We start from the raw sequence: 24,816 nt of genomic DNA, 5'->3' as shown, positions 1-24,816 counted from the left end.
ATTAATATAATTTTGTCATTCCATATATCTATGTACAATTTTTTATAAAGCCTTATTCTGCTCTCTAGCTAATAAATTTTCAAAATCATCCCTAACTTTTGGTACTTTTAGTCCAATTATAACTTGGAATGATTTCCCGTTAGCTGAGCATCCATGTGCTCCTATTGATTTGAAATATGTGTCACTTTTACATAAGCTTTCATCTTTTACATTTACTCTTAAACGAGTAGCACAGTTTGTTACGTCAACAATATTATCGCAACCACCTAGACCTTCTAATATAGATTCAACAAATACTGATTTATCATCATTACCTTTTGAACTTTTCTTTTCTCTATACTCTGCTTTTGAACGTAATTTAACGTCTTCTTCATCATCCTCTCTACCTGGAGTTTTAACATCAAATTTTAATATTAAAGTTTTGAATACTACAAACCATATTCCTGTAAAGGATAAACCTATACCTAACATTAATAAGTATTCTCTCCAGTGACTTGACATTAATGGTATCCAATTTAGTGAAGCCATTTCTATTACCCCACCTGAGTGAATTCCAACTATTCCAGCAATATACATTACAGTAGAAAGAGTAGCTGCTAATAATGCATGTACTATGAATAACCATGGTGCTACGAATAAGAATGTAAATTCTATTGGCTCTGTTACACCACAGAATATTGCTGTTAAAGTAACTGGAACTAATAATCCAAGAACTTGTTTTTTCTTTTCTGGTTTAGCAGTTGAGTAAAATGCCAATGCAACCCCTAAACATCCAAATATTTTAGAAAATCCTGTTGAAGTAAATCCAGCTTCTGGTACTATTGATTTTAATGATTGTGAAGTAGCTGCAAGTTCTGGTAATTTAGTTGCCCAATAAGTATACAGTCCACCTGGTACTAACACATTGTCATAGAAGAATGGAGTGTATAGCAAGTGGTGTAAACCAAATGGTATAAGTGCTCTTTCAAGAAATACGAATATCCATATACCAAATGCTCCTGCATCCTTTACAAATCCTTGGAATAATAACATTCCACCTTGTATTTTAGGCCATACAAGTGCTGCTAAAACAGCTACAGGGATCATTACGAAGAATCCTATCATGAATATGAATGTTGAGCCACTAAACGTTCCAAGCCATTCAGGTAATTCTGTATCAAAGAAACGGTTGTGTAAATAAATTACAATTCCAGATATAATTAACGCACCTATCATTCCCATATCTAAAGTTTTAATATTAGCTATCATAGTAAGACCACTTGTCCCGCCAACTTCTGCAGCGAAATCAACCCCAAATGTAGGTCCCCATTGTGCAAGTATAGTGCTTAAGAAATAATGGAATGTTAAATAAAGTACAAGTGCTTCCATTGCACATCTTGCATTTTGTTTTTTAGCCATACCTATAGGAAGACCAACAACGAATAATAACGGTAGTTGGTTAAATACCGTCCATCCACCTTGTAGAACTACATTCCAGCATTGATACCACATACTAGTTGGTGCTGCAAGTGATCCCATTATTGCTTCAGTTGTAAATAAAGTACCTAAGCCTATTACTATCCCCGCAAAAGCGAATAATAACACAGGTGTAAACATGGCCCCCCCAAATTTTTGAATCTTCTGCATCATAACATTTCTCTTCCCTTCTGTGTATAAATTTACAAGTGATTAATTCTGTGTTAGCTAAATATTATCAAACTATATTTTTCCCAGCAATACGTTTTCCCAATTCAGGACTTTGGTGCTAATTAATATTATATTTAACATTATCTGTGATTTTTCACACAAAAAAGAGCTGTTTCTATTAAAACACAGAAATCAACTCTTTTCCATACTATTTAACTACAACTTTTAATTTTCTAATACTTTTTTTATATCTTCTATTATTAAATCTTCACTTAAATGATAGCGTTCATATAGCTCTCTCAACGGCACACTATCAGTAAATTCCTTAGTTGCACCAAAGTTTAATACTCTCATATTTTTATCTCCATAGAATCTAGATATTTTTTCACCAAATCCACCATCTAGTATTCCATCTTCTAAAGTTATCACTAATTTGTGATTTTCTTGCAGTTCATTTAATAAATCTTCATCCACACCAGTTATAAACCTTGGGTTTATTAATGTAGCATTTATACCCAATGATTTTAATTTATTCTTAACTTTTTTACCTAAGTAGAAGAATGTTCCAAGACCTATTATAGCTACTTCAGTTCCTTCTTCAACTTTGATGTATTTATTTAATTCATCGAAGTTAGGTTCAACTTCTATACCAGTTGATACTACTTCCATATTTGGAACACGTATTGCAACTGGGTGTTTGTCTTGTTCTATTGACCAATCAACCATAGCAAGATGCTCTTCTTTTGTAGTTGGAGCCAAATATACTATGTTTGGAATATTAGATATTAGTGGTATATCAAATAATCCTAAGTGAGTTACATCTCCACCACTTATTCCTCCCCAATAAACCATAATAGTTGCTGGGTTATTGTTTATTGCAAGATCTTGAGATAGTTGGTCATATGTTCTTTGTATAAATGAACTTATAAAACATGCCACTGGTTTTGCACCTCTTTTTGCCATGCCTGATGCAAGAGCTATAGCATGTTCTTCTGCTATACCAACATCTACATATTGATCTTGTAATTCACTTCTAAATCGGTTTACTCCGACTATTCCTGGAGTTGCTGCTGTGATTGCTACTATAGACTTGTCCTTTTTAGCTTTTTCTATCAAAAAATCTTCTGTAATATCTCCATAAGTTTTAACATATTCATCTGTTAATTCTTCCTCTTTAATATCTAAGCCAAAAGGCATTACCCAGTGAAATGCTTCTTTATTTATTTCTGCATCTTTATAGCCCTTACCTTTTAAAGTGTTCATATGAATAACCACTGGATGGTCTGTGTCTTTAACTTTTTCAAAAGTTTCTATTAATGATTCTATATTGTTTCCGTCTTTCACAAAGTGATATTCAAATCCTAAAGATTTAAAGAAATTATTTTCTGCTTTTCCTTCACTTTCACGAAGTTTAGCCAAGTTTTCATAAAGACCACCGTGATTTTCTGCTATGGACATATTGTTATCATTTACTAATATTATTATATTTTTATTAGATGCTGCTGCATTGTTTAATCCTTCGTAAGCTTCTCCACCACTTAGAGAACCATCTCCTATTATTGCTACTATATTTTCTTTTCCTCCTAATGCATCACGACCTTTTGCCAAACCACAAGCCAAACTTATGGAAGTAGATGTGTGACCTATGGTAAAAAAGTCATGGTCGCTTTCCTTTGGTTCACTGTATCCTGTAACTGTTCTAAATTTTTCAGGGTTTATAAATGCTTCTTTTCTACCTGTTAAAATTTTATGTGTATATGATTGATGAGAAACATCGTATACAAATTTATCAACTGGTGAATTAAACACATAGTGAAGAGCTATAGTTGCTTCCACCATACCTAAATTGGGCCCAAAGTGACCTCCTGCTGTACTTACTTTTTTAATTAATACCTCTCTTATTTCAGATGATAATAAATTTAAATCCTCTCTTGATAGAGATTTTAAATCTTTTGGTTCATTAATTATATTTAAAATATTTAATGTCATAGTTGTCTCCTTTTAGTTTATTTTTTCTTCCTATGTTTGAAATTATAATATTTGGAGTTAACTCCAAGTCAATAGCTTTTTAAAAATTTTTTTAATTAAAGAAATATTAATATTATACCTAAGTTTAATTTATTTAATATTAGCTTTTTTTGTTATAAATTAGTAATTAATAAAATAATGTTATATAAGTTTCAAATATGCTAATCCTATATTTATACATGACATAAATAAAGGAGGACACAATATGGATTTTAATGCTAAAATAGCCTTTAATAATCTTAAAATGGAAATAGCCAATGAACTAGGATATAACTATAACAACATTACAGATAAAGTAGAAAGTAATGCTCCACAAGACACTATAATGGGTCATGCTAAAAATATACTGGCTGGAGAGCAAGTTGGCGGTCAAATGAGTAAAAAATTAGTAGAGCTTGGGGAAAAAGCTTTATTGGATAAATATAATTCTCAAAACTAAGTTATTTATATTTTAAAATAAAAAAGCTGTCTCCTAAAATGGTGAGACAGCTTTATATTTTTAATTTAATAATATGTTTTTAATTTTTTTTGAATACATAAGAACTAATATGAGTGTTGAGATTGGTATTGCTAAAAATACTGCTAGCTGAGGCGAAATATTCATAATATTATATTTTGAAAATATTAAAGGAATAATTATAGTCAGTGGTATAAGTAGTACAACCTGTCTTATTAACTCTATCTTACTTGCACTTACTTCATCTCCTGAAACCTGCATAAATGTAATTAAAGCATATAAAATTCCCAATAATGGAAAACCTACTAAAACTATTCTAATTATCGGTGTTGATAATGCTACTAAGCTTATATCATTAGTAAATAACTTAGAAACATCACCAGCAAATAAATATATTAGTATGGTTGTACTTATAGAATATATTAAGCTATATTTTATAATCTTATGTTTTGCATCTCTTTCTTTATCCTTATCATTTTTGCCATGGAAATAGGCTATTACAGATTGAGCTCCTTGTGTTAGTCCTATCAATGGTAAAAGAATAACCATATTTATATTGCTACATATGGACCATGCTCCTATGTATGAAACACTTCCGTATTTTATTAAAACTTTATTTATTATTAATCCACTTACACTATTTAATGACTGCATTAAAAACTGAACAAAACCTATTTTCACTAAACTTACTAGTATGTTTTTAAACTCTAAATAATCCAAATGACTTCTTTTTATCCATAATCCTTTCTTCAATAAAAATATTATGGAAAATCCAAAGTAAAATATTTCGCTTATTAATGTGGATAGTGCAATTCCCACCATTCCCATATTAAACACTAATGTTAGTATTATATTAAAAACAATATTTATAATAGTAGATAAAACTCCAACTATAACTTCAATTTTGGGATATCCAAATGCTCTAATATTGTTAACTAACATATATCCAACTGAACTAAATACGTTAAATATTATGGCTATATTTAAAAACTCTTTAGCCAAAACTTTAACTTGCCCACTTGCTCCAAGAATATTTAATAACTGGTCTTGAAGTAAAAATATAATTATAGATATTGCAGTACTGGATATAATACTGGAATAAAAACCTACCTTAAAAGTATTATTTATTTTTTCTTTATTATTTTCTCCAAGACCTTTTGATATAACTATACTTGTTGATACTCCAAATATTAGTTGGGCCGCAATTAACAATAAAAGTATGGGATTAAGAATTCCCATAGCTGATAGTGCCGTGCTACTTATGCTTCCTAAATGTCCTGCAAATGCAGTGTCTATCATTGATGTTAATGATTCAAGCACTAAAGAGCATATAGTTGGCAATGAGTAGAGAGCTATCAAGTGTTGTATAGATTTTTTTTCAAATATATTTTCATTAGTCATACTTATTTTCTCCTAAACAAAACAGTAAATCTGTGTATTTACACAGGAAATTATCAATTGATTTTAGAAGTAGTCTGAAAAGTATGGAGTTTGTTGTTCTATGGAATCCTCCAACATGTCTACTGTTTCATGACTACAAGAAATACGTCCTATTTTATATAGATAATCTGGACGTTTATATCCAAGCAACATAGTTGCCATTGTTTGAATATCTATTTTATCATCTGTTTGTTTTGAAGTACGTGTGACTTTTCCCTTTCCATCAGCATCAATAGTAAATATTAAATTTCCTTGGTTCCATGAAAGAAGAGGATCATCCATTTTAAATATCCATTCTCTTTTTATTGTGTCTGGTTTAAATGGGTATTGTTCGATAAATCCTTCTAAATCCACAATACGAGCCATAAAGTATGGCGATATAGTTTCTTTTATGTCCGCATCTTCAAGTAAAAATGCCAATGGTTCATCTGTGTAAGTATATCCTTTAACTTTAGTTATCATTGAGAAATGTGCACTTATAAAATTCCAAAGTCCAGTACGAGCTTCTTCATTAATAAATATCATATCTTTTATGTGGAATATTTCTTCTTTTATCCAGTAAAATATATATCCATCTGGTTCATTTTTCGCATTGTAATATATGGCTGCCATCAAGTCGTCTGAGTCCCAAAGCCAATACTCATTCCAAGCTAAATCATCTCTAAGTAATGCTCCATGTGTTTGAAGTGCAAATCGTTCATAAGCTTTTTTAACTTCTTCACTATCTGCATCAACTCTCTCCACATCTCCAGATACTTGTTTAATTTTAGGAAGTTGATAATCATTAATTTCATAGGCAATTCTATCGGATATAATCTCCCATCCTTTTCTACGATAATATGGTATAGAGTAAGGATATAAATAAGATATAGTCTGCTTTCTTTCCTTCATATTTTTTAATGACTGATATAACAATTTGTGCATAAGCCCTTGGTTGGCATACTCTGGATAAGTACCCACACCAGTAAGTCCTCCCATATCATAAGTTCTATTAAATATACGAACTTTCATAGGATAAACAGCCACTTGAGATATTAACTTTTCTCCATCAAACCACCCAGAAACATCGGCTTTTTTCAATGTTGGGGATTTGGCCCGAATAATTTCTTTTTCTTCCCATCCTATTTCTTGCAAGTCTTGATCAGTTACTTGGAATACGTATCTTAATAACTGATTGTATTGCTCAAGATGCTCTAAGCCTACTGGCTTCATCTTTAATTCTCTCTTTCTAATCATATAATTCCCTCCATTTTTTAGTCAATTTTCTTATCATATTTAAAATGTCATTTAATTTTTGCTATTTATATAATTGTATACCTAAGGGTTACCCCAATGTCAATCTTAATCTTCAATAATTACTTTTAGTAATAGTTTAACATTTACACTATTATAACTGCATCGGTATATAACTATTTACATTAGTTTATTTTTATACATCCTTTTATATTATTTGAACATTCATTATTGCTATTCATAATCTTCTAAGTAAAAGGATATATGCAATATCATTATTTAAGATACTGCATATATCCTTCTTATTTCCTAAACCATCTTATACAATTTTGAAAATTGTTATCTAACAGTCACAATATAGCTATTTTATAGCTTTCTTCGATTTTATTTTTCTGTATATTCCAACACCAGAAATACCAACTATTCCAATCGCACCTGTACCAATAACCATTTTTTTTGTGCTATCTTTTTTACCCAACTGATACGCTGACTCAATTTCCGATTTTATAGTATTATATTTATCATCAATCTCTAAGTCTTTGCCATCGTATCCTTGTCCATAAGCTATATCTAATATATTTTCTCTCTCTTCTTTTCCTTTGTTATATCCTTCTTCATAACTTGACTTATAATCTTTTTCTGTATTTTCATCAAATTTATTTTTTATACCATCATTATATCCTTTATTATTATATTCTTCTGACTGTATTTCTTTATGTTTTTGCTCATACGCTTCTTTGTATGTTTCTACGAAAGTTTCATCTACATTCTCGAATGATCTATCAGTTTTATTTGCAATACAATCTTCTTCTGCCAGTTTAGTATATTCTATTTTTTTATTTTCTATATATTTTTCTTTTCCATCTTCATAACTTTCTTTATATGCATCAGATAAAATCTCTTTACTAAACTTATTATTGTAATTATTTTCTAACCCATCTTTATAGCCTTGTTCTTCTGCTTCTTCTTTCTCTTTTAGTATTTTTTCCTTACCTTTTTCAAAAGATTCTTCATATGCTTCTTTATAGTCCACAGAATAAGTACTTGAATAACTATCTGCATTATAATCTTTTAAAGCATAACCATCTTTGTACCCAATTTTTGAACCTTTTTCTCTTATATCTTTTTTAGTTACTGACGTAGCATATACTTGATTTTTTTTTGAACTACTTGATGAACTAGAATTTGGCTTTGGTTTAGTTGAACCCCCACCCTTATATGGACATCCATTAGTATGTAAGTGTGCTGGATATCCACCGCAGTGATAGTGGTATGAACCTAAACCAGATTTGTTTTTATTGTCTCTATGGCCTCCTGAACTATCAGTTCTACCAGAATGTGCATCAATCATTAGAAATTGACTGCATATTAGTAATACTATTAAAATAATCCCTCGCATCTTTTGTTTCATGTCTTTCCCCCTCATAACAACTTTTTCCATTATTTTCCAATCACAATTTAAATAATACACAACTATCTGTTATATGACAATAAATTTTGCAAAACTAATAATCTAGTAGTGTGCTATATTTGTTTTACATTAGCTGTTGATGAACGGTGAAATAAGTGTCTATTCTAAAGTATCAAATTCTAACAGATTCTTTTAGGTACAAGGAAAAAAGATACTCTTATATATAAAGTCAGTATCTTTAGTAATGTAGTCTATTCTTTATAATTATCTTAAAATATAATTTTACCAATAAACTCAATTATTTCATTATATTATCAGTATTAAAAATCAAGATACATAAAAATAAGTGATTCTTTTACCTTAAAATTGTTTTTCTTGTAAAATGTTTCACTTGGATATCCTTTTTCTGTATTTAGTACAATATTCACAAATCCTTGCTGTTGTAAATCATTCTTAGCATAGTTTATCATCTTAGTACCAATTCCTCTTCCCTGTTGTGAAGGTGATATAAAAAATTCATCAATAAAATACTCTTTCCCATATAAGTATGTACTTTGTCGACCACACATAACACCAATAATTTCGCCATTTTCTTCGTATACATATCCAATAGACATAGGACCTGACATAAATTCCTCTATTCTTGTTTTTGCAAGTTCTTCTGTCCACTCTTCTTTCCAAGGTTCTTGTATAAATGTATCCACTAGTAAGTTAGCTGATTGAGCTAAATCACTAGTCTTATATGCTCTAATCATTTTATTTAATCCCCTCCATAAGTTCTCTTTTGAACTATCTATTACAATTATATCATAATGATTATGTTGTAATTAAAAAGTAGTTACTAGGATTTCACTTCTAGTAACTACTTTTTATACCCTCCACTTCTCACAGTCCCACACTTTATTAACAATATCTTTGTAAAATTCCTTGTCATGACTTACTAAGATTATGCTCCCTTCATATGAAATAAGGGCTCTTTTTAACTCTTCCTTTGCTTGAACATCTAAATGGTTGGTCGGTTCATCTAAGAAAAGTATATTACTTGCTTTATTTATAACTTGGCAAAGTCTAACTTTTGCCTGCTCCCCACCACTTAGAACAGAAACTTCACTGTTAATATGTTCATCTGTTAAACCACATCTTGCGAGGATTTTTCTCACATCTGTTCTATTCATATGAGGAAACTCATTCCAAACTTCATCTAATACAATATTATCACTTGCAAATACTTCTTGTTCATAATAACCAATATCTATGTGATCATCTAATATGACTTTGCCACCTATGGGGTTTATAATTCCCATTAAACTTTTTAGTAGTGTGGTTTTTCCTATTCCATTTGCACCTGTAATTGCTATTTTATCATCTCTTTCCATTTGTAAATTTAAAGGTTTCGTAAGAGGTTTGTCATAGCCAATAACAAGACTTTTTGTTTTGAAAAGAACTTGCCATGGTGCTTTAGAGTATTTGAAATTGAAATGTGGCTTAGGTTTAATTTTATTAATTTCAATCTTATTCATTTTTTTAAGTTTCTTTTCTCTTGATTTTGCTTGTGCTGCTGTTGCTGCTCTTGTTTTATTTTTCCTAATATAATCTTCCAATTTATTAATTTCATTTTGTTGCTTATTATAATCTCTTTGTAATTGCTCTTTTTGTAATTCATGCTGCTCTAAAAATTTTTCATAATCGCCCACATATCTAGTTAATTTCTTATTTTCCAAATTATAAACTATATTTACTATCTCATTCATAAATTCAGTATCATGAGAAATAAGAATAAATGCATTTTCATAGCTTTTCAAATAAGATTCTAGCCAATCAATATTTTCTTCATCTAAATGATTTGTGGGTTCATCCAGTAATAAAATATCCGGCTTTTCTAGTAATAGCTTGGCAAGTAATACTTTACTTCTTTGACCACCACTCAAGTTTTCAGGATTTCTTAATAAAAATTCTTTTATTCCTATACCATTAGCAATTGCATCTACCTTAGAGTCTATGCTATAAAAATCACTTTCTTCTAGTACACCTTGTAAATTCGATGCTTTATCCATTATTTTCTGTAGTTCATCTTCTCTTGCAAATTCCATTTCTTCATATAACTTTGTTATTTTAGTTTCTATTAAATACAAATCTTTAAAAGCACTTTTTAAAAATTCCTCCACACTTTCATAGTAATCTATATTAACATTTTGGTCCATATATCCTACACTTATTTTACTATTCCACTCTATAGTTCCACTGTCTGGTAAAAGTTCATTTGTAATAAGTTTCATAAAACTTGTCTTTCCTTCTCCATTTGCCCCTACAAGACCTATATGTTCTCCTCTCAATAATTTGAAAGACACATCATTAAACAATATTTTATCCCCAAATCTTTGGATCAAGTTATTTACGCTTAAAATGCTCATGTTCATCACTTCCTTTGTCTTTTTACATAATACTTACAAGTATATATTAAGACTTTTGACATGTAATAGCCAAGTCCATACATATTTCTGTATTAAACTTACACAAAAATAGCTAAATTTATCATATGTAAATTTAGCTATTTTTGTGCCAAGTACTTATCTAAATGAAATTAAGACAACTCCTTGGCAGTATTTTATTTTATTATCACTACTTCTTTAGTGATCTTATTATTCTTCTTATACTTGATTCCGTAAGATAATATTCATTGGCCAAATCCTTTACAGATTTACCACCTGAGTATTTGATTAATATTTCTTCATTACGTTTTTTCAATTCATTTTTTGTGTTTGTATTTTCTCCCCAAGATTTTTTGTTTTTCTTAGGAATATATATATAACCACCTTCTATATAATCTTGTAAAATTTCTATTATATTTGAAGGTAAAATATCTTGCGCTTTTTCATACTTCATAAGCTTTAGCTCCCATCTACATTTTTATTTGTAAATTAAGCAACAACTTATAGAAAACATGCGCTCTTTTTATTTAAAATTTGCTCTATACAAATACTACATGTTTTCTTAGTTATTGCATAGAGCTTACTCCATTCACTTTCTTCATAGACATTTTTACCACCTCACTTTAAATTTATATTAAAAGAATCTATTTATATTTGAATAGCCCCTGTTTATAAATATAGTACTAAAAGATATAATAGTAATAATAACAGGTATTTGATAACATGCTAAAGTCAATACTTTACTTTTTAAACTTCCCTTATTTCTTTTTGAAAATAATAAAAAAATCATTACTATTCCATATCCAATCATACAGCCTAAAGCATTATTTATAATATCATCAACCTCAAATATTCCTCTCTTACTTATTAGTTGAAGTACTTCGATAAAAATCGTCATACATAATCCTAAAAAATAAGTTATATAAAACTTTTGGCATTTTTTAAAAAGCAAGGGTAGCATAAACCCAAAGGGAACAAACATCAATATATTAAGAATTAAGTTCCTAAGTTCTAGTAGAGAAAACCTATTCCATACTTTTATATAAGAACTAAATATATGTAAATTTATATTTTCATACATACCAGGTATTCTATGAATAAATGTAGCTCCAAATACCATAACAATATAAATTAAAAATATACTCCATAATAAAATTTTACTTGTATTTAATTTTTTAGTGCCTTTCATAATTTTCTTATATATTAAAAAGTATACTATTAAGAATATACTAATTCCAATGAACACACCCGCTATGCCTAGTAAAAAATATTCACTGGCCATGTGAATAATTGATGAGATTCTCAATTTGCTGCCTCCTCATGTAATATATTTCTAGCTCATCCATAAATTCTAGTTACTGTTTTAGTTTATCATATGCTTGCATAACTTTATATTACAATATGGTAATTTGTAATTATTTCTAACTAAAATAAATAAGAATTCATAAAAAGCACCTCATCTTTCATTCATTTTAACTCACTTTACAATAATAAATTTAATCACCTATATATTTAACTACTTTTTCAAACAAGTGTGGTTGAATTTCTACATAAGTTAAATTATCTGGTAGCTTATCAAAAAAGTTAATTTCTCCAATTTCAAGATCTGGTAACTCTCCGAGCTCAGATATTTCTGCAAAAAATAGCCCACCAAATGTTGTTACATTTTCTATTGTAACTGAATAAGGACAAATAGGCATAAGTTTAAATTCTTTTGCTCCTGTTTCTTCTTGAAGTTCTCTTGATGCAGCAAAATCTATTGTTTCTCCTTTTTCTCTATGGCCACCTGGAATTTCCCACGTTGATCTTTCTTTATGTTTTGACAAAATCCATTTATTCTTAAATCTTGAGACTATTATTGCATAAAATAAATCCTTGTCATTTACTTCGTCCCACTTATGATAATTGACTTTAATCATTTTGGAAATCCTCCTTTTTGTCCCATTATAAAAATTTAATGCATAAATTAATCATACTTATTATAATCGTCGCCATACACGTATATTTTATAAACTTACGTTTATTAGCATCTTCTGTTTCCACACCTGTATATATGACTAATGCTAACATTGCTGTAGCAATTGAAGATAAGCCAGGTATTTCTTTTTTAAATATTATGGACATCAATGAACAAGCTATTATTACTATACATAATATAATACTAATAATACTTCTATAAATTGTTTTATTCAATAATATCACCCCCAACACATAACTATTGTAACATAATAATCAATTTGATAAAATCTAGCTATAAGTTTTTAATCATAATAATAAGCTAACTTAGCTTGTTATTTGCAATTTTTTTAACACTTTATTTCTAGTGTTAGTATAATCATTCCAAAGTGTTGTTATTTGTGAATCTGAATAATTTATTAAATTCATTTTTTTCCTTTATATGTATTAACACTATTTAATTATTTTCAAAAGAATCTAATTACTTGAACAATTCAGTTGATATAAGTAATCAGAAGTAAGAGTAAACACAGTATTGCGTTTTGCAGATAATTCACATCTATTGGAAATTTGCTAAATTCTCCATACTATTGGGAGAATTCATCATTAGTAAATTTTACACTTGTACAATATTGTGAGTTTCAATGACTTGAAATATCATAAATTCTCTCTTTATATAATCTTGCTATTGGTTGGCTCATTATTTCAATATTAATAATAATTGCTATCTTTCTATATAATTTTCTACAATAGTTTTAATAAATACTATATATCTAAAATTTCATCTTCAATATTGGCTAAAACTTCACAGTCACAATATCTGCCATTTTATTCTAGCCACTCTATAGGTTCTTTCAAAGGTATGTTGTTCTCTTTTAAAAATTCTTTAGTGTATTTTAAAGTGTCATCGCATCCATGGGTATCCAAAATTTCACTTATTTTTTTTCTAGTTTTTCTATTCTTCCTTTTGCATAATCTAATTCATGCTTCATAGTAGTTACATCATGCTGTAATTCATTTACCCGATTAGATGAATATAAAAATCCCCAAAATACCATTAATATTAAAATTAAAAATACATATAGTTGCCTTCTCATTGCTTTTAAAATCTCATCTTTACTTAAATATTTTTTCATTATAAACCTCCCTCTAAAACTTCTAAATATTAAATCATTACAAACCAAATTAACATTATATAATTTATTAAAATACCATCCTCTAAATAAATTAAAAAAATATCAATCAATAACTATTGTAACATAGTCAATTATTTCACATTCAAATCTAAAATAAATTATATATATTATTTTTTTATACTAAAAAAAGAGCATGTGTGATGCTCCTTTAGTTTAGAATGTATTTAATAATCATTAATAATATAATAATCCACATAAATATAATTGGAATTGATAAATACCATTTCTTTGGCTTTCCACTTTTCCATAAATCTCTTGATTCAATCTTGCATTGTTCTAATATTTCTGATGGTATAAATTTTATTGTTAGTCCTATAAGTATAGGAAGTAAAATTATATCATCTAATAGCCCTAAAAATGGTATAAAATCTGGTATAAGGTCTATAGGTGATAATGCATATACAATTGTAATTCCAGCGAATAGTTTTGCCATTATAGGTGTTTCTCTTTTCTTTAATGCAATAAATATAGCTGGCAAATCTAACTTTAGTCTATTTGCTTTACTTTGTAAATTTGTCATTTGATTGCTCCTTAATTATTCCAAATGGTACTAAAATCTTACACCTATGAAATTCTAATTATATATGTATTTGTAAAGTTATTAATTTGAATAATTTTCATAAATTTCATATTGATTTGCATCCATTGACCCACAGTTAGATTGAATTGTATTATTCACCATAGTTTATACTATGTATGGTGGCATAATAACTATTAATCTGTAAACCTTAGTAAATATCCATCTGGATCTTGAATAAGAAATTCCTTCTGAACTTCTTCTTCGCCATCACACATATATATTGTTTCTTTTAAATCTCTATAAATTTCAATTTTATTGTTTTTAATATTATTGTATAGAATTTCGACATCATTACAGGCAATAGAAAAGTTTATTCCTCTACCTAGAGGATATTCCAGAATGTCAACATTCCATCCTTCTGAATGAATTTCTTCAAACATAAATTGACTTTCTCCATAAGATAAAAACATAAACTTGTCCTCTATTCTTTCATATTCTAATTTAAAACCTAAAATACATATATAAAATTGCTTTGTAGATTGAATATCGCTTACGGATAATTCAGGTATTAAAGCATTAAATTTCATATTTTCTCTCCTAATATGTAAGATTTAACTCCATTTGAAGGACATCTTCTTTTACAAGGTTATCATTCCATACAAATCCACCTGTAACTGTGTTTGTCTCTATAAATCCTAAAGACTTGTAAACGTGAATAGCCCTACTATTACTTTTTAGCACGTCAAGCTCAATCTTTTTATATCCATATGATTTGGATAAATCAATAACTTGTTTTAAAGCATTACTTCCAATGCCTTTTCCTCTATATTCAGGTAAAATACCCATACCTAAATAACCGATTGTTTCTGTTTTTGGTGAAACATCACACCAACCAACACATTTGTCCTTTTCTAAATCAATTATGAACAAATGTGGAAAATCTCTAACTATGGCATCTTTTATAAATTCCACTGTACTATCAAAAGGAAATGCTTCGTTCATGGCTAAATATTTTCTTTCTTTTGCTATTGTATCAAATGTTTCCCAATATGAGGGAATGTATTGTTCTTGTGGCTTTATAAATTTTACTTTTACCATTGTCCAATCCCCCTTTTTAATAATTTTTTCCCTATGTTTAAAAATAATATTTATATTTAATAGCACAGCTATTATTTAGTCTATATCTATAAAAAGCAACTATATAGCTATATTATATATATTAGCTAATTTGTAAATTCCCATAAGATAGCCTACTTATAAGGTTTTGCTACTTTATTTTCCCTATTTTATCAAATGGAAATATTCTAATAGAAACTTCTCCTACAACATCATCTAATGAAATGGCTCCTATATATGATTGTCTACTATCATCACTATTTTCTCTATTGTCTCCCATTGCAAAAATATGGTTGTCAGGTACAATAATATCTATATCTCCATCTGTATATACATCTACTAGATAATCTTCATTTAAGTGTTTACCATTTATATAAACATTATTATCTTTTATAATCAAATGTTCCCCTGGTAATGCAATAACCCTTTTTACTAAATTCTTTTTTGGGCTAGAATTATTGCCACTTAAATCTGCTTTAAAAACAATAACATTACCACGTTCTGGCATATTGCTTTTGTACGCCAATCGATTTATAAATAAATAATCATTATTTTCTAATGTGGGGTGCATAGATTGACCACTTACCATTGTAGGTTGAGCTACTAAATTTATACATATAGCTATTGTTCCTGATACACATATAGCTTTAATCCAATCAATAATTTCATCCTTACACTTTTTATTCAAAATAATATCCCCCTTAGTAGATTTTCTTATGGAGTATACCGCAACCATATATTTAATATATTGTCGCTATTTTGAAAAAATCCTTTTATGAATTAAATGAAATATAATACATAAAACCAGTTAATATCTCACTTTGTGACATACATTCTTATCTTTCTTCTTTACTTTACTTTATTGTAATAATTTCCCAACTTACTAAATATGTTTATTTTGCAAATAACATAGGAGTGTATCTTATTCCATCTGTTATTTGTTCTTCTTGAATTACTGAGAATCCAAAGTGTTTATAAACTTCTATAGCATAAGGAGATGAATTGACTGTAATGAAATCACTTGTACTATTTTTGATAACTATTTCAAATAATTTTCGTCCAATACCTTGTCTATGATATTCCTCTTTTACGAAAAATAATGCGATATGGTTACCTGCATTTCTAGTTGCAATAACACCTGTTAGTAATTTTTCTTTATATGCGCCATACCATTCTAATGAAGCAACCCATTCAATATCATTAATACATTCTTTAAATGTTTCAATTCCTTTTTGAGAATAATCAGGTGCTTCGTATTGCATAAATACATTTAATACCAAGTCCAAAGCTCCTGAAATATCATCTTGTTTTAACTTCTTTATATCCATATACACACACACACCCCCATAAACACTATTTATTTTCTTGAAAATATTCGTATGCATATTCCTCTATCTCTCCACAGCCTGTTAACTCACATCCATTTTCATCATAAATTTTATATTCTTGCTGCATATCTCCTATGGAAGCACATCCATCTAAACCTAATAAAGTAGTATACATTGTATCTACTATTACATTATTAATAATACTTTCCATTTTTCTCATTTGTTCCTCTGTTAAGTTTAAGCTTTTTATTTGAATTCCAAACTCTGTATTATTTAAGTCCTCAAAATATATTTTTAATAAATCATTTTTCTCTTTATAAAATAATTCAACGAATTCTTTAGCAGTTATTTTCACCATCTCCTTATCCATCTATAGATACATACAATAAATCATATATTAAACTAATATACATGCAGGTTTATCAATTCTATATCTCCATCTACAAATCCAACGCCTATTCCTTGCATGTTTTTTAAATAATCAATATTCCCATTACACTTTAAACATTCTTCTATCATATTTTTAATATAAACTAAACCATCTTCCCAACGTTTAATCTTTTCATTTATATGTATTGAAAATAAATCTTCTTTTGTAGAAAATATTTCTTCGCACGCCCAGTCTTCATCATCTTCATCATCTTCATCAAATACATCTGTGGCAATCAATTGAATATCATATGTATCTTGTTCACTTTCATATATATTAAAATTAATAGCAATAGCATTTGATGGTACATCATTCAAATATTTATTTATCCATTTTGAAAGTTCTTTTATATCTAGCATATATCCCCCTAATGTGATTACATTTAAAGTATATTTTCAATTATTATTTCTTTTATTTAATTCTAATAAGTTTTCAGATAAAGGAAAGCTATACATAAATTTTTCCACTAAATTATCATTCTTACTAATAAATAAAGTAAGAGAGCCATCCCATGCAACTATTTCAATATCTGCCAATGGGTGTTGGATATCTACATCTTTCGTCCAATAATTTGTATATCCATTTGCAAATGGTAATTCACTCTTTAGTACTTCTTCCATAGTTATTTCTGAACAAAATCCTGAAAATACACCCCAAATAAACTGAATTTCTTCACTATAAACAAGATCAGTAAGTTGTTTTCCTGAAATCCAAATATATTCGTTTGATAACAATTTATTAACACTTTCATTTTCACAGTAACATTCACAATCAGTAATTAGCCAGTTATATTTTAATTGCTCGTTACCTATTGCATTAAAGATTTTGCTCATCTGTGTGTAATAATTCTCACCTTTTTGTAAAATTGCACTTTTCATTAGATTTCCCTCCACTGTCATCTAGCTAAGATTAAATCTACTTCTCTTTTGATAATATATTAATCATATCAACAATTATATCTTCCAAATATTCATCAGAATAAGGGTAGCCTCCAACTTCTCTATAACAAATCGCACATTCAAATTTTACTAAACGCCATGCCCTTGCATCTGCTTTTCTTTTATCATTTAAATTTGATTGAATATTTACATCCAGAGTCTTAGTAAACCATTCTTTCCCATTAGCATAAAGATGAGGAAACCTATACTGATTTAAAAAATTAATAATTTTACTTGCACTTGAAGTTTCTCCCTTTTCACGAAGTATACGTGCCTTTATGCAATACGCTGCATCAATATTATTCCAAATAGTATAATTACCTGCAAATTCAATATTATCAAAAAGAGCACAAACCTGCAGTGCTTCATTTTTATATCCATATATATATAACCGAAGTATTAATTCAGTAATATTTCCCGTATCCTTTACAGATTTGTAGCTTAACTTTTTTAGTATTTTCTTGCAGTTTCGCTGTATTGCCTTTTTATCAATATGCAAAATAATATATCTAATAATGTCTAATTCCATAACACTCCTCCAATTCTTATTTATTAACTCATTTTTCACATAAAAACTTTAAATAAAAATGCCTTAATCAAACTACCTTCTAAATTAAAACTTATGTATATGAAAATCTATTTATATTTTCCATACAAACATAAGTCATAAATATTATTTTTTTTAAAAACAGCGTTCTTCATAATGCCTTCTAAAGCAAACCCGTTTTTTTCAAGAACACGTTGTGATGCCACATTTGGTTTATACACTAGACCTGTGATCCTTACAATATCTAACTGTGAAAATGCAATATTACAAATTTGATTTACAGCTTCTGTCATTATACCTTTTGACCAGGTTTTTGATAGTAAAAGATATCCAATTTCAGCATCTTTAATATATACATCATCCTTTACTTCCACTGATATATTACCTACATATTCCTTATCAACAACAATTGCTCTAAAAATGCCTCTTTTGCCTTCACTTTCTTGAACCATGTTTAGCCACCAGTTTGCATTTTTTTCTGTATATGGAAAAGGCATTCTGTTTGATAAAAATTGTCTATCTACATTATTACATATATTTTTTAATATGTGTTTATCATCCATTGTCCATTTCTTTAACACAACCTCCATACATATCCCCCTAACATTTATTTAAATCATGTAGCTTTATATCAATTATAGTTTATATTAAAATAAAAAAGGAGCATTACTCCCTTTTTTAATAATACGATTTATCATTCTATATTTCTATTATTTATTCTACATAAAAAACTACTTATTTAATCTAGTTTGGTATCACTTTTACCCACACTTCCATTTTCATTGTATCTTCGTTATGACCTTCATAATATTCTATACAAAAAGGTTCTGTCATAATATTATGATTTGGCAACCATACTTGAAAAAGATATCTTTGTGCCTTATATAGTACATCCATTACTAATGTCTTAAAGTTTTCCGCTTCAAATGAACAAACATTTTACGATCATTTTTCTTATATAAATTATTACAAACGCTTGTAATACCCTTAACTTTTAGACTTTGATTTTTTGTAAAAATAAAATCCTACCCCTACGATTACTAACCCTATAACTGCATAAATAAAACTTGTGGTATTCCCCATGCGTAAGTAGTGGCTGAATTCATATACTCTTTTCCCCCTTTTGATTCATTTAAAAAAATTGTAGCATATTAACTAATTTGTCACATCTTACAAAATAAAAATGGTGTCCATAAGAACACCATTTAATCTATTTATTAATAATATCTATTTAATTCTTTAATATATATCAAATTGCTATTTTCTCTGCTTTTAAAGAGTTTTAGTAAAATAGTACCTCTTTCCTGTTACAGGATAATTTTCTAATACAAAAACTTCCTTATATCCATGTTTTCTATAAAATTCAGGCGCTTGAAAGCTAAAAGTATCTAAAAATGAGTACTTACAACCACGTTCTTTTGCTATATTTTCTCCCTGATTTAAAATATCACTTCCTATATTTTGTCCTCTCAGTTTCTCGCTTACCCACAAAAACTTTATAGATAACCAATTACCGTGTGTATTTCCAATTAAGCCCGCAATTTTTTGCCCTGCTTGATCTTGTAAATAAATTCCTAAATCTCTTGGATTTTTATCTTCAATTCTTTCTAGATTATACCCTAATAATTCTTTAAAAATAATACTTTCATCTTCTTCTGTGATTTTATCAGTGATCTCAAGTTTCATTCAATTCACCTCTTTTTATTAGAATTGATAATTACTTTAATAAAGAAGTAATTTCATCTAAATAATATATATTTAAAACATGAAGAGCTCTTGTGCAACAAGTGTAAAAAAGTAATCTTTCATCTTCACTGTTATAGTTCTTGTTGCTTGCATCATATATAAGAACCACATCAAATTCAAGACCTTTGGCTAAATATGAAGGTATTACTAATATACCATTTGTATATGAGTCATCATCTTTTTTTATGGACTTTACATCCATATCATTATCCTTTAAGAAATTATATAAATCTTCAGTTTGCCTTGCTGTTTTTGTAATAATACCAATAGATTTATAATTTTTTTGCTGATAATATATAATATCTTCAATAAGTTTTTCGTTCATATGATTTTTATCTGAGAAGCCAACAACTTTAGGCTCATCACCATGTCTTTCAACATACCCATCATCTGCATCTTTTATAAGGATATTCCTTGAGAATTTAGTAATTTCCATTGTTGAACGATAAGTTTTTGTTAAGTTTATTAGTAGGGTATCACTCTTTGATAGATTATAAATATTATTATAATTTCCAACATTCATAAATGGATTAATTGACTGATTTATATCTCCTAGTATGGTCATTTTGGCAGATTTAAAAAGTTGATAAAATATTTCATATTGTAGTGGCGTATAATCTTGTGCCTCATCTATGATTATATACTTAATTTGTGATGTGTTAGGAACATGGCCAAATGCACATTTTAAATATAAAAGTGCAACTTGATCTTCATAATTAAGTATATTTGCATTTAAATTATCTATTGAGTAAGTTTTTATATGTTCTATCAAACTATTCTCATATTTCATATTCATTTTATTTAAAAATGTATCTAAATTTTTGAATAAACCTTTATAGATTTCAATTAAATTAAACTCTGTCATTTGAGAAATTTTATTATAAACATCTTTTAAGCTTTTCTTTACAATTGAAGTACTCTCTTCTATCATTTCTTCTCTTTCTATATAGTCTCCAGATTCAAAAAGCTCCTCATATACTTCATTAATCCAAGCTTCTTCATAAGGCTCAATAAGAAATTCAATTCTTGATTTTAATTTTTTTAATCTTCTTTTAATTGGTAACTCAGAAAAATCATTAAAAAATAATTTATTTATCTCATCAGATGAAATTACTAATTTATTTCTTACTATAATATCTTCAAAATCCCTATCCATTGTTTCCACATAACTTATATATTCTTTTAAAATATTGGTAAACTCTAGAGAAGTTTTAAACTTAATACTTTTAACCCTATCTTCATAGATTAGTTTATCTTTAGAATCAAGTATGTACTCCATCATTTCTGAGGATGTCTCTTTCTTAAATTCATCACCTAATTCCTTATGCATATAGTCATTAAATGTTGTTTGATACATATTGTCTTCACCAAGTTGAGGTAATACATTTGAAATGTAGTCATTAAAAATATTGTTTGGAGAAAATATTATTATATTTTTAGGTGTTATTTTATCTCTGTGTTTATATAGTAAATATGCAATTCTATGAAGTGCCACAGAAGTTTTTCCACTACCAGCTGCTCCTTGAACAATTAAGTTTTTATAATTTTCATTACGAATTACTTGATTTTGCTCTCTCTGAATAGTTGTAACTATAGCTTTCATTTTGTCATCAGAATTTTTACTCAAAAGTTCTTGTAACATTTCATCATCAATACTTAAGTTACTGTCAAACATATACTCAATTTTTCCACCACTGATTTTATATTGTCTTTTTCCAGTTATTTCACCAGATATTATACCTTCTGGACATTCATAACTTGCCCTACCAGTTTCGCAGTCATAAAACATACTTGAAATAGGCGCTCTCCAGTCATAAATAAGAAAATCAAAATCTTCACTAATAAGGTTTGACAATCCAATATAACATTTTTCAGTAGAGTCTTCTTTATCTTCAATAAAGTCAATTCGCCCAAAGTAAGGAGATTCAAGCATTCTTTCATACTTTTCTTCAAGCTTTTGAGTAAATTCATGATTTCTTTTTTGATTTTTCATAATATCCATAAATGATATAAAATCTGAAAGTTGATCTAATCCATTTTCTATAGAAATAGATCCAAGATCATTCCATAGTTCTCTTTGTGTTTCTATTGCATCTTTTTTTAACTTATCTTTAGCATGGCGCTTTTGATCAAGTTGTCTTTTGGCCTCAGTAAGAACTTTTTCCAACCATTCATTTTCCAGGTTCCACTCATAGTTATTTACACTCATCTTATTTCCTCCTTAACTATATACATTGACTTATTTTAATTTACTCTATCAATTATATAGAAATGGATATATATTAACAGTCTAAAAAAAATTTTTTATTTATGGTATAATTATAGTGGGAGAGGAATAAGACTTACTCCTTTACATTAAACCATTGATTAATATTTTTAATAATAAAAGGCAGAGAATAAATCTCTGCCTAGAATAACATTATATTATCAATTTGTTGAAGAACCAAAAGTTCTCTTTCACAATATTTGGGGCATTGTCAAATACATAATTAAATGCAACCAAATTATGAACATTATTATTAAGCAGGTGATGGAACTTGTATATCAAAGCAAAGTAATGCTCTTGCAGTACCTTGTTGAGTGCTTATTGTTACATGATTTATATTAATTGCTGTAAGTGCAGCCGTTCCATTTGGAGGTACAATTTCTTGTAAACTATCTACAACGAAAGTAATGTCTCTTTGTCCTAAGTTTGTCAATATTACTGTTCCAGTTACAGATAGATTAGAAGAGGTTCTATAAACCTCTGTTCCTTCCCCTGATGTGGCAGTTGCTCTTATACTAAATTGTTGCTTAACAAAGCCTTCGCAACATTCACTTTTTATATCACACTCTTTTTTATTATCGTCCCAGTCTGGCTCTGGATTCCATCCATCACAACATTTTCTATTCATATCATACATAATAACTTCATCTCCTTTTAACTAGACAACCTTTAAGATTGCCTGTAATATAGGATATTATTTTTATGATATTTTGTTACACATAAATTTACAATTTTCTACTTTTTTCGCAATGTATAACAGTCGTATATTCATTATATCCTCTAATATATAAACGTCTGACTTCATGATCAATTGGATATAAAAATACTAACTGACAAATTTAAAGTTTATATTATTCTCCTTTAATAATTTGTACTCCAACACCATTGGGATCATTTACAAAAAAGCACTCCATATGTCCACCTAAAACTGCTGGTTCACTAGAGATAATATTATTTTCTCGCCCTTTCTTCAAAAAATCATCATAATTTGCTGAACAAATCCCAATGGAAATATTACTATTAGCTGAATTTTCTAATTTTAAATTTTCATCATAAATTAGTTCAATTTTTATTCCATTCTCTGCCGCAAAAAAAGCAATATACATAGATTCCTTAGGTGAAAATTCCTTTTCTGCCTTCATTCCTAGAAAATCTCTATAAAACTCTTTTGATTTTTCAAAATCCTTGACTTTGATAGTAATCCAATTAATTATCATATTTATTTTCCTCCTTTTATATTGTTACTCTAATTATTATTCTATTGGTTCCTATTCTCATTTTAACCTTAATATCCCAATACACAATAGTTTTACAATCACTCTTCAAAAAATAATCTAACTTATAATTTTTACTACGAATTATAGTTTCTTCTTTAAAGTATATAACTTAATATCATCGGGAAAGCCATCAATTTCTCCGCAAATAGCATATCCTTGCTTTACATAAAAAAATGGGGCTTGAAAAGAATATGTAGTCAGATGAGCAATATGGCATCCTGCGTTCTTAGCCTGTTCCTCGATTTCTTTCAACAAGCGGGATGCAATTTTTTGACATCTATAAGCTTCCTGTACCCAAAGAACTTCTATTTCTAAAGATGATAGATAAGTAGAACCCGATACACCGCCTACTATAAGTCATTCTTCATTGCGTGCAATACTCGCAAGTTCCATATCAGGTACCTTTAATTGGCCCTTTGTTTTTTCCATATTGTACTTTAGTAAACCGTTTATGCGAACTGATTTTAAAAACTCTTGTTCATCACAGTCATTGTAAATCCTAATATTCATCTTTACCACCTCCACAAAACAAATATAAATAACCATTCCTATTTTACTATCAAACAGTTAAAATTAGAATTTATTTGGCAATATATTAAATTAATAAAACAAATCGAAGAAATTATGAATCCACTATGATACAATTTAATTACTATAATATTTTCATGGAGGTACTGTAATGCCAGTATATCTAGCTCTTTTATTAGCAGTGGCTATTACTATTTCTACTTTTATTGTGATTATTTTTAATTTATGTGACGATATTCTTTTGGATAAAATTTTTTCAAAAGTAAGTAAAAAATATCAGCACATTATATTACTTATTTCAATAAGTTTTATTTTAATTTATACTTGTTTCCTTATATATAATT

31 protein-coding genes are annotated in these 24,816 nt (G+C 28.3%); 1 reads left to right on the top strand and 30 read right to left on the bottom strand.

The genetic code is table 11. The annotated features are described in order from the left end of the window. Positions 1-42: 42 nt before the first annotated feature. Complete coding sequence (locus K0039_RS07810; RefSeq protein ID WP_228104489.1) at positions 43-1,629, bottom strand: alpha-glucoside-specific PTS transporter subunit IIBC; 1,587 nt, start codon at positions 1,627-1,629, stop codon at positions 43-45. Between the two features lie 222 nt (positions 1,630-1,851). Then, positions 1,852-3,615, bottom strand: coding sequence for a 1-deoxy-D-xylulose-5-phosphate synthase (locus tag K0039_RS07805; RefSeq protein WP_228104488.1), 1,764 nt, complete (start codon positions 3,613-3,615; stop codon positions 1,852-1,854). Between the two features lie 244 nt (positions 3,616-3,859). Here K0039_RS07805 and K0039_RS07800 point away from each other — a divergent pair, with 244 nt between their 5' ends. Beyond that, complete coding sequence (locus tag K0039_RS07800; RefSeq protein ID WP_228104487.1) at positions 3,860-4,093, top strand: small, acid-soluble spore protein, alpha/beta type; 234 nt, start codon at positions 3,860-3,862, stop codon at positions 4,091-4,093. A 60-nt stretch (positions 4,094-4,153) separates the two neighbouring features. Here the strand turns inward: K0039_RS07800 and K0039_RS07795 are convergent, their stop codons facing one another. The 28 genes from K0039_RS07795 to K0039_RS07665 form a co-directional block, all read right to left on the bottom strand. After that, entirely contained in the window at positions 4,154-5,512 is a 1,359-nt protein-coding gene (locus K0039_RS07795) for an MATE family efflux transporter (protein ID WP_228104486.1), read from the bottom strand. A gap of 63 nt (positions 5,513-5,575) precedes the next feature. Further along, positions 5,576-6,787 carry a GNAT family N-acetyltransferase gene (locus K0039_RS07790; protein WP_228104485.1) on the bottom strand — a complete coding sequence of 404 codons (1,212 nt, stop codon included), beginning with the start codon at positions 6,785-6,787 and terminating at the stop codon, positions 5,576-5,578. 358 nt (positions 6,788-7,145) lie between these two features. After that, positions 7,146-8,195, bottom strand: coding sequence for a YHYH domain-containing protein (locus K0039_RS22430; RefSeq protein ID WP_331476729.1), 1,050 nt, complete (start codon positions 8,193-8,195; stop codon positions 7,146-7,148). A gap of 320 nt (positions 8,196-8,515) precedes the next feature. Further along, positions 8,516-8,950: a GNAT family N-acetyltransferase gene (locus K0039_RS07780; protein ID WP_228104484.1), complete on the bottom strand. Its 435-nt coding sequence runs from the start codon at positions 8,948-8,950 to the stop codon at positions 8,516-8,518. 114 nt (positions 8,951-9,064) lie between these two features. After that, entirely contained in the window at positions 9,065-10,606 is a 1,542-nt protein-coding gene (locus K0039_RS07775; protein WP_228104483.1) for an ABC-F family ATP-binding cassette domain-containing protein, read from the bottom strand. A gap of 208 nt (positions 10,607-10,814) precedes the next feature. Next, positions 10,815-11,078, bottom strand: coding sequence for a CD3324 family protein (locus tag K0039_RS07770; protein WP_228104482.1), 264 nt, complete (start codon positions 11,076-11,078; stop codon positions 10,815-10,817). Between the two features lie 180 nt (positions 11,079-11,258). Next, positions 11,259-11,930 carry a VanZ family protein gene (locus K0039_RS07765; RefSeq protein ID WP_228104481.1) on the bottom strand — a complete coding sequence of 224 codons (672 nt, stop codon included), beginning with the start codon at positions 11,928-11,930 and terminating at the stop codon, positions 11,259-11,261. Positions 11,931-12,120: 190 nt separating this feature from the next. Next, entirely contained in the window at positions 12,121-12,543 is a 423-nt protein-coding gene (locus tag K0039_RS07760; protein ID WP_228104480.1) for an NUDIX hydrolase, read from the bottom strand. Positions 12,544-12,568: 25 nt separating this feature from the next. After that, a complete protein-coding gene (locus K0039_RS07755) occupies positions 12,569-12,817 on the bottom strand; it encodes a hypothetical protein (RefSeq protein ID WP_228104479.1) in 249 nt (82 codons plus the stop codon). A 698-nt stretch (positions 12,818-13,515) separates the two neighbouring features. Further along, complete coding sequence (locus K0039_RS07750; RefSeq protein WP_228104478.1) at positions 13,516-13,716, bottom strand: hypothetical protein; 201 nt, start codon at positions 13,714-13,716, stop codon at positions 13,516-13,518. A gap of 208 nt (positions 13,717-13,924) precedes the next feature. Continuing rightward, positions 13,925-14,296 (bottom strand): YkvA family protein, encoded by a 372-nt coding sequence (locus tag K0039_RS07745; protein WP_228104477.1) that lies wholly within the window; start codon positions 14,294-14,296, stop codon positions 13,925-13,927. A gap of 194 nt (positions 14,297-14,490) precedes the next feature. Then, a complete protein-coding gene (locus K0039_RS07740; protein ID WP_228104476.1) occupies positions 14,491-14,883 on the bottom strand; it encodes a bleomycin resistance protein in 393 nt (130 codons plus the stop codon). 10 nt (positions 14,884-14,893) lie between these two features. After that, a complete protein-coding gene (locus K0039_RS07735; protein ID WP_228104475.1) occupies positions 14,894-15,394 on the bottom strand; it encodes a GNAT family N-acetyltransferase in 501 nt (166 codons plus the stop codon). A 169-nt stretch (positions 15,395-15,563) separates the two neighbouring features. Then, positions 15,564-16,100 carry a signal peptidase I gene (gene lepB, locus K0039_RS07730; protein WP_228104474.1) on the bottom strand — a complete coding sequence of 179 codons (537 nt, stop codon included), beginning with the start codon at positions 16,098-16,100 and terminating at the stop codon, positions 15,564-15,566. A gap of 205 nt (positions 16,101-16,305) precedes the next feature. Continuing rightward, the gene (locus K0039_RS07725) at positions 16,306-16,740 is read right to left on the bottom strand and encodes a GNAT family N-acetyltransferase (protein WP_228105049.1); all 435 of its coding nucleotides are present in this window, start codon (positions 16,738-16,740) and stop codon (positions 16,306-16,308) included. Positions 16,741-16,765: 25 nt separating this feature from the next. Continuing rightward, complete coding sequence (locus K0039_RS07720) at positions 16,766-17,098, bottom strand: hypothetical protein (protein WP_228104473.1); 333 nt, start codon at positions 17,096-17,098, stop codon at positions 16,766-16,768. A gap of 44 nt (positions 17,099-17,142) precedes the next feature. Then, the gene (locus tag K0039_RS07715) at positions 17,143-17,529 is read right to left on the bottom strand and encodes a hypothetical protein (RefSeq protein WP_228104472.1); all 387 of its coding nucleotides are present in this window, start codon (positions 17,527-17,529) and stop codon (positions 17,143-17,145) included. Positions 17,530-17,565: 36 nt separating this feature from the next. After that, positions 17,566-18,048 carry a hypothetical protein gene (locus K0039_RS07710; RefSeq protein ID WP_228104471.1) on the bottom strand — a complete coding sequence of 161 codons (483 nt, stop codon included), beginning with the start codon at positions 18,046-18,048 and terminating at the stop codon, positions 17,566-17,568. A 37-nt stretch (positions 18,049-18,085) separates the two neighbouring features. Continuing rightward, complete coding sequence (locus K0039_RS07705) at positions 18,086-18,637, bottom strand: DUF6707 family protein (RefSeq protein WP_228104470.1); 552 nt, start codon at positions 18,635-18,637, stop codon at positions 18,086-18,088. 107 nt (positions 18,638-18,744) lie between these two features. Continuing rightward, positions 18,745-19,245, bottom strand: coding sequence for a GNAT family N-acetyltransferase (locus K0039_RS07700; protein WP_228104469.1), 501 nt, complete (start codon positions 19,243-19,245; stop codon positions 18,745-18,747). Between the two features lie 154 nt (positions 19,246-19,399). Next, the gene (locus K0039_RS07695; RefSeq protein ID WP_228104468.1) at positions 19,400-19,552 is read right to left on the bottom strand and encodes a hypothetical protein; all 153 of its coding nucleotides are present in this window, start codon (positions 19,550-19,552) and stop codon (positions 19,400-19,402) included. Between the two features lie 90 nt (positions 19,553-19,642). Beyond that, positions 19,643-19,738, bottom strand: a complete 96-nt coding sequence (locus K0039_RS23850; protein WP_369123847.1) for an LPXTG cell wall anchor domain-containing protein — start codon at positions 19,736-19,738, stop codon at positions 19,643-19,645. A gap of 189 nt (positions 19,739-19,927) precedes the next feature. Next, on the bottom strand, positions 19,928-20,341 hold the full coding sequence (locus K0039_RS07690) for a GNAT family N-acetyltransferase (protein WP_228104467.1): 414 nt from the start codon (positions 20,339-20,341) through the stop codon (positions 19,928-19,930). 31 nt (positions 20,342-20,372) lie between these two features. After that, positions 20,373-22,610: an RNA polymerase recycling motor HelD gene (gene helD / locus K0039_RS07685; protein ID WP_228104466.1), complete on the bottom strand. Its 2,238-nt coding sequence runs from the start codon at positions 22,608-22,610 to the stop codon at positions 20,373-20,375. Positions 22,611-22,920: 310 nt separating this feature from the next. Next, entirely contained in the window at positions 22,921-23,304 is a 384-nt protein-coding gene (locus K0039_RS07680; RefSeq protein WP_228104465.1) for an S-Ena type endospore appendage, read from the bottom strand. Positions 23,305-23,518: 214 nt separating this feature from the next. Beyond that, a complete protein-coding gene (locus K0039_RS07675) occupies positions 23,519-23,884 on the bottom strand; it encodes a VOC family protein (protein WP_228104464.1) in 366 nt (121 codons plus the stop codon). 141 nt (positions 23,885-24,025) lie between these two features. Beyond that, a complete protein-coding gene (locus K0039_RS23845) occupies positions 24,026-24,298 on the bottom strand; it encodes a GNAT family N-acetyltransferase (protein ID WP_228105048.1) in 273 nt (90 codons plus the stop codon). Between the two features lie 3 nt (positions 24,299-24,301). After that, positions 24,302-24,454: a hypothetical protein gene (locus K0039_RS07665; protein WP_228104463.1), complete on the bottom strand. Its 153-nt coding sequence runs from the start codon at positions 24,452-24,454 to the stop codon at positions 24,302-24,304. Positions 24,455-24,816 lie beyond the last annotated feature (362 nt).

Origin of the sequence: Terrisporobacter mayombei (assembly GCF_020748465.1) — a bacterium.
Lineage (GTDB): Bacteria > Bacillota > Clostridia > Peptostreptococcales > Peptostreptococcaceae > Terrisporobacter > Terrisporobacter mayombei.
Note: the sequence above shows the minus strand (reverse complement) of the source record. Positions and strands in the feature narration are given on the sequence as shown.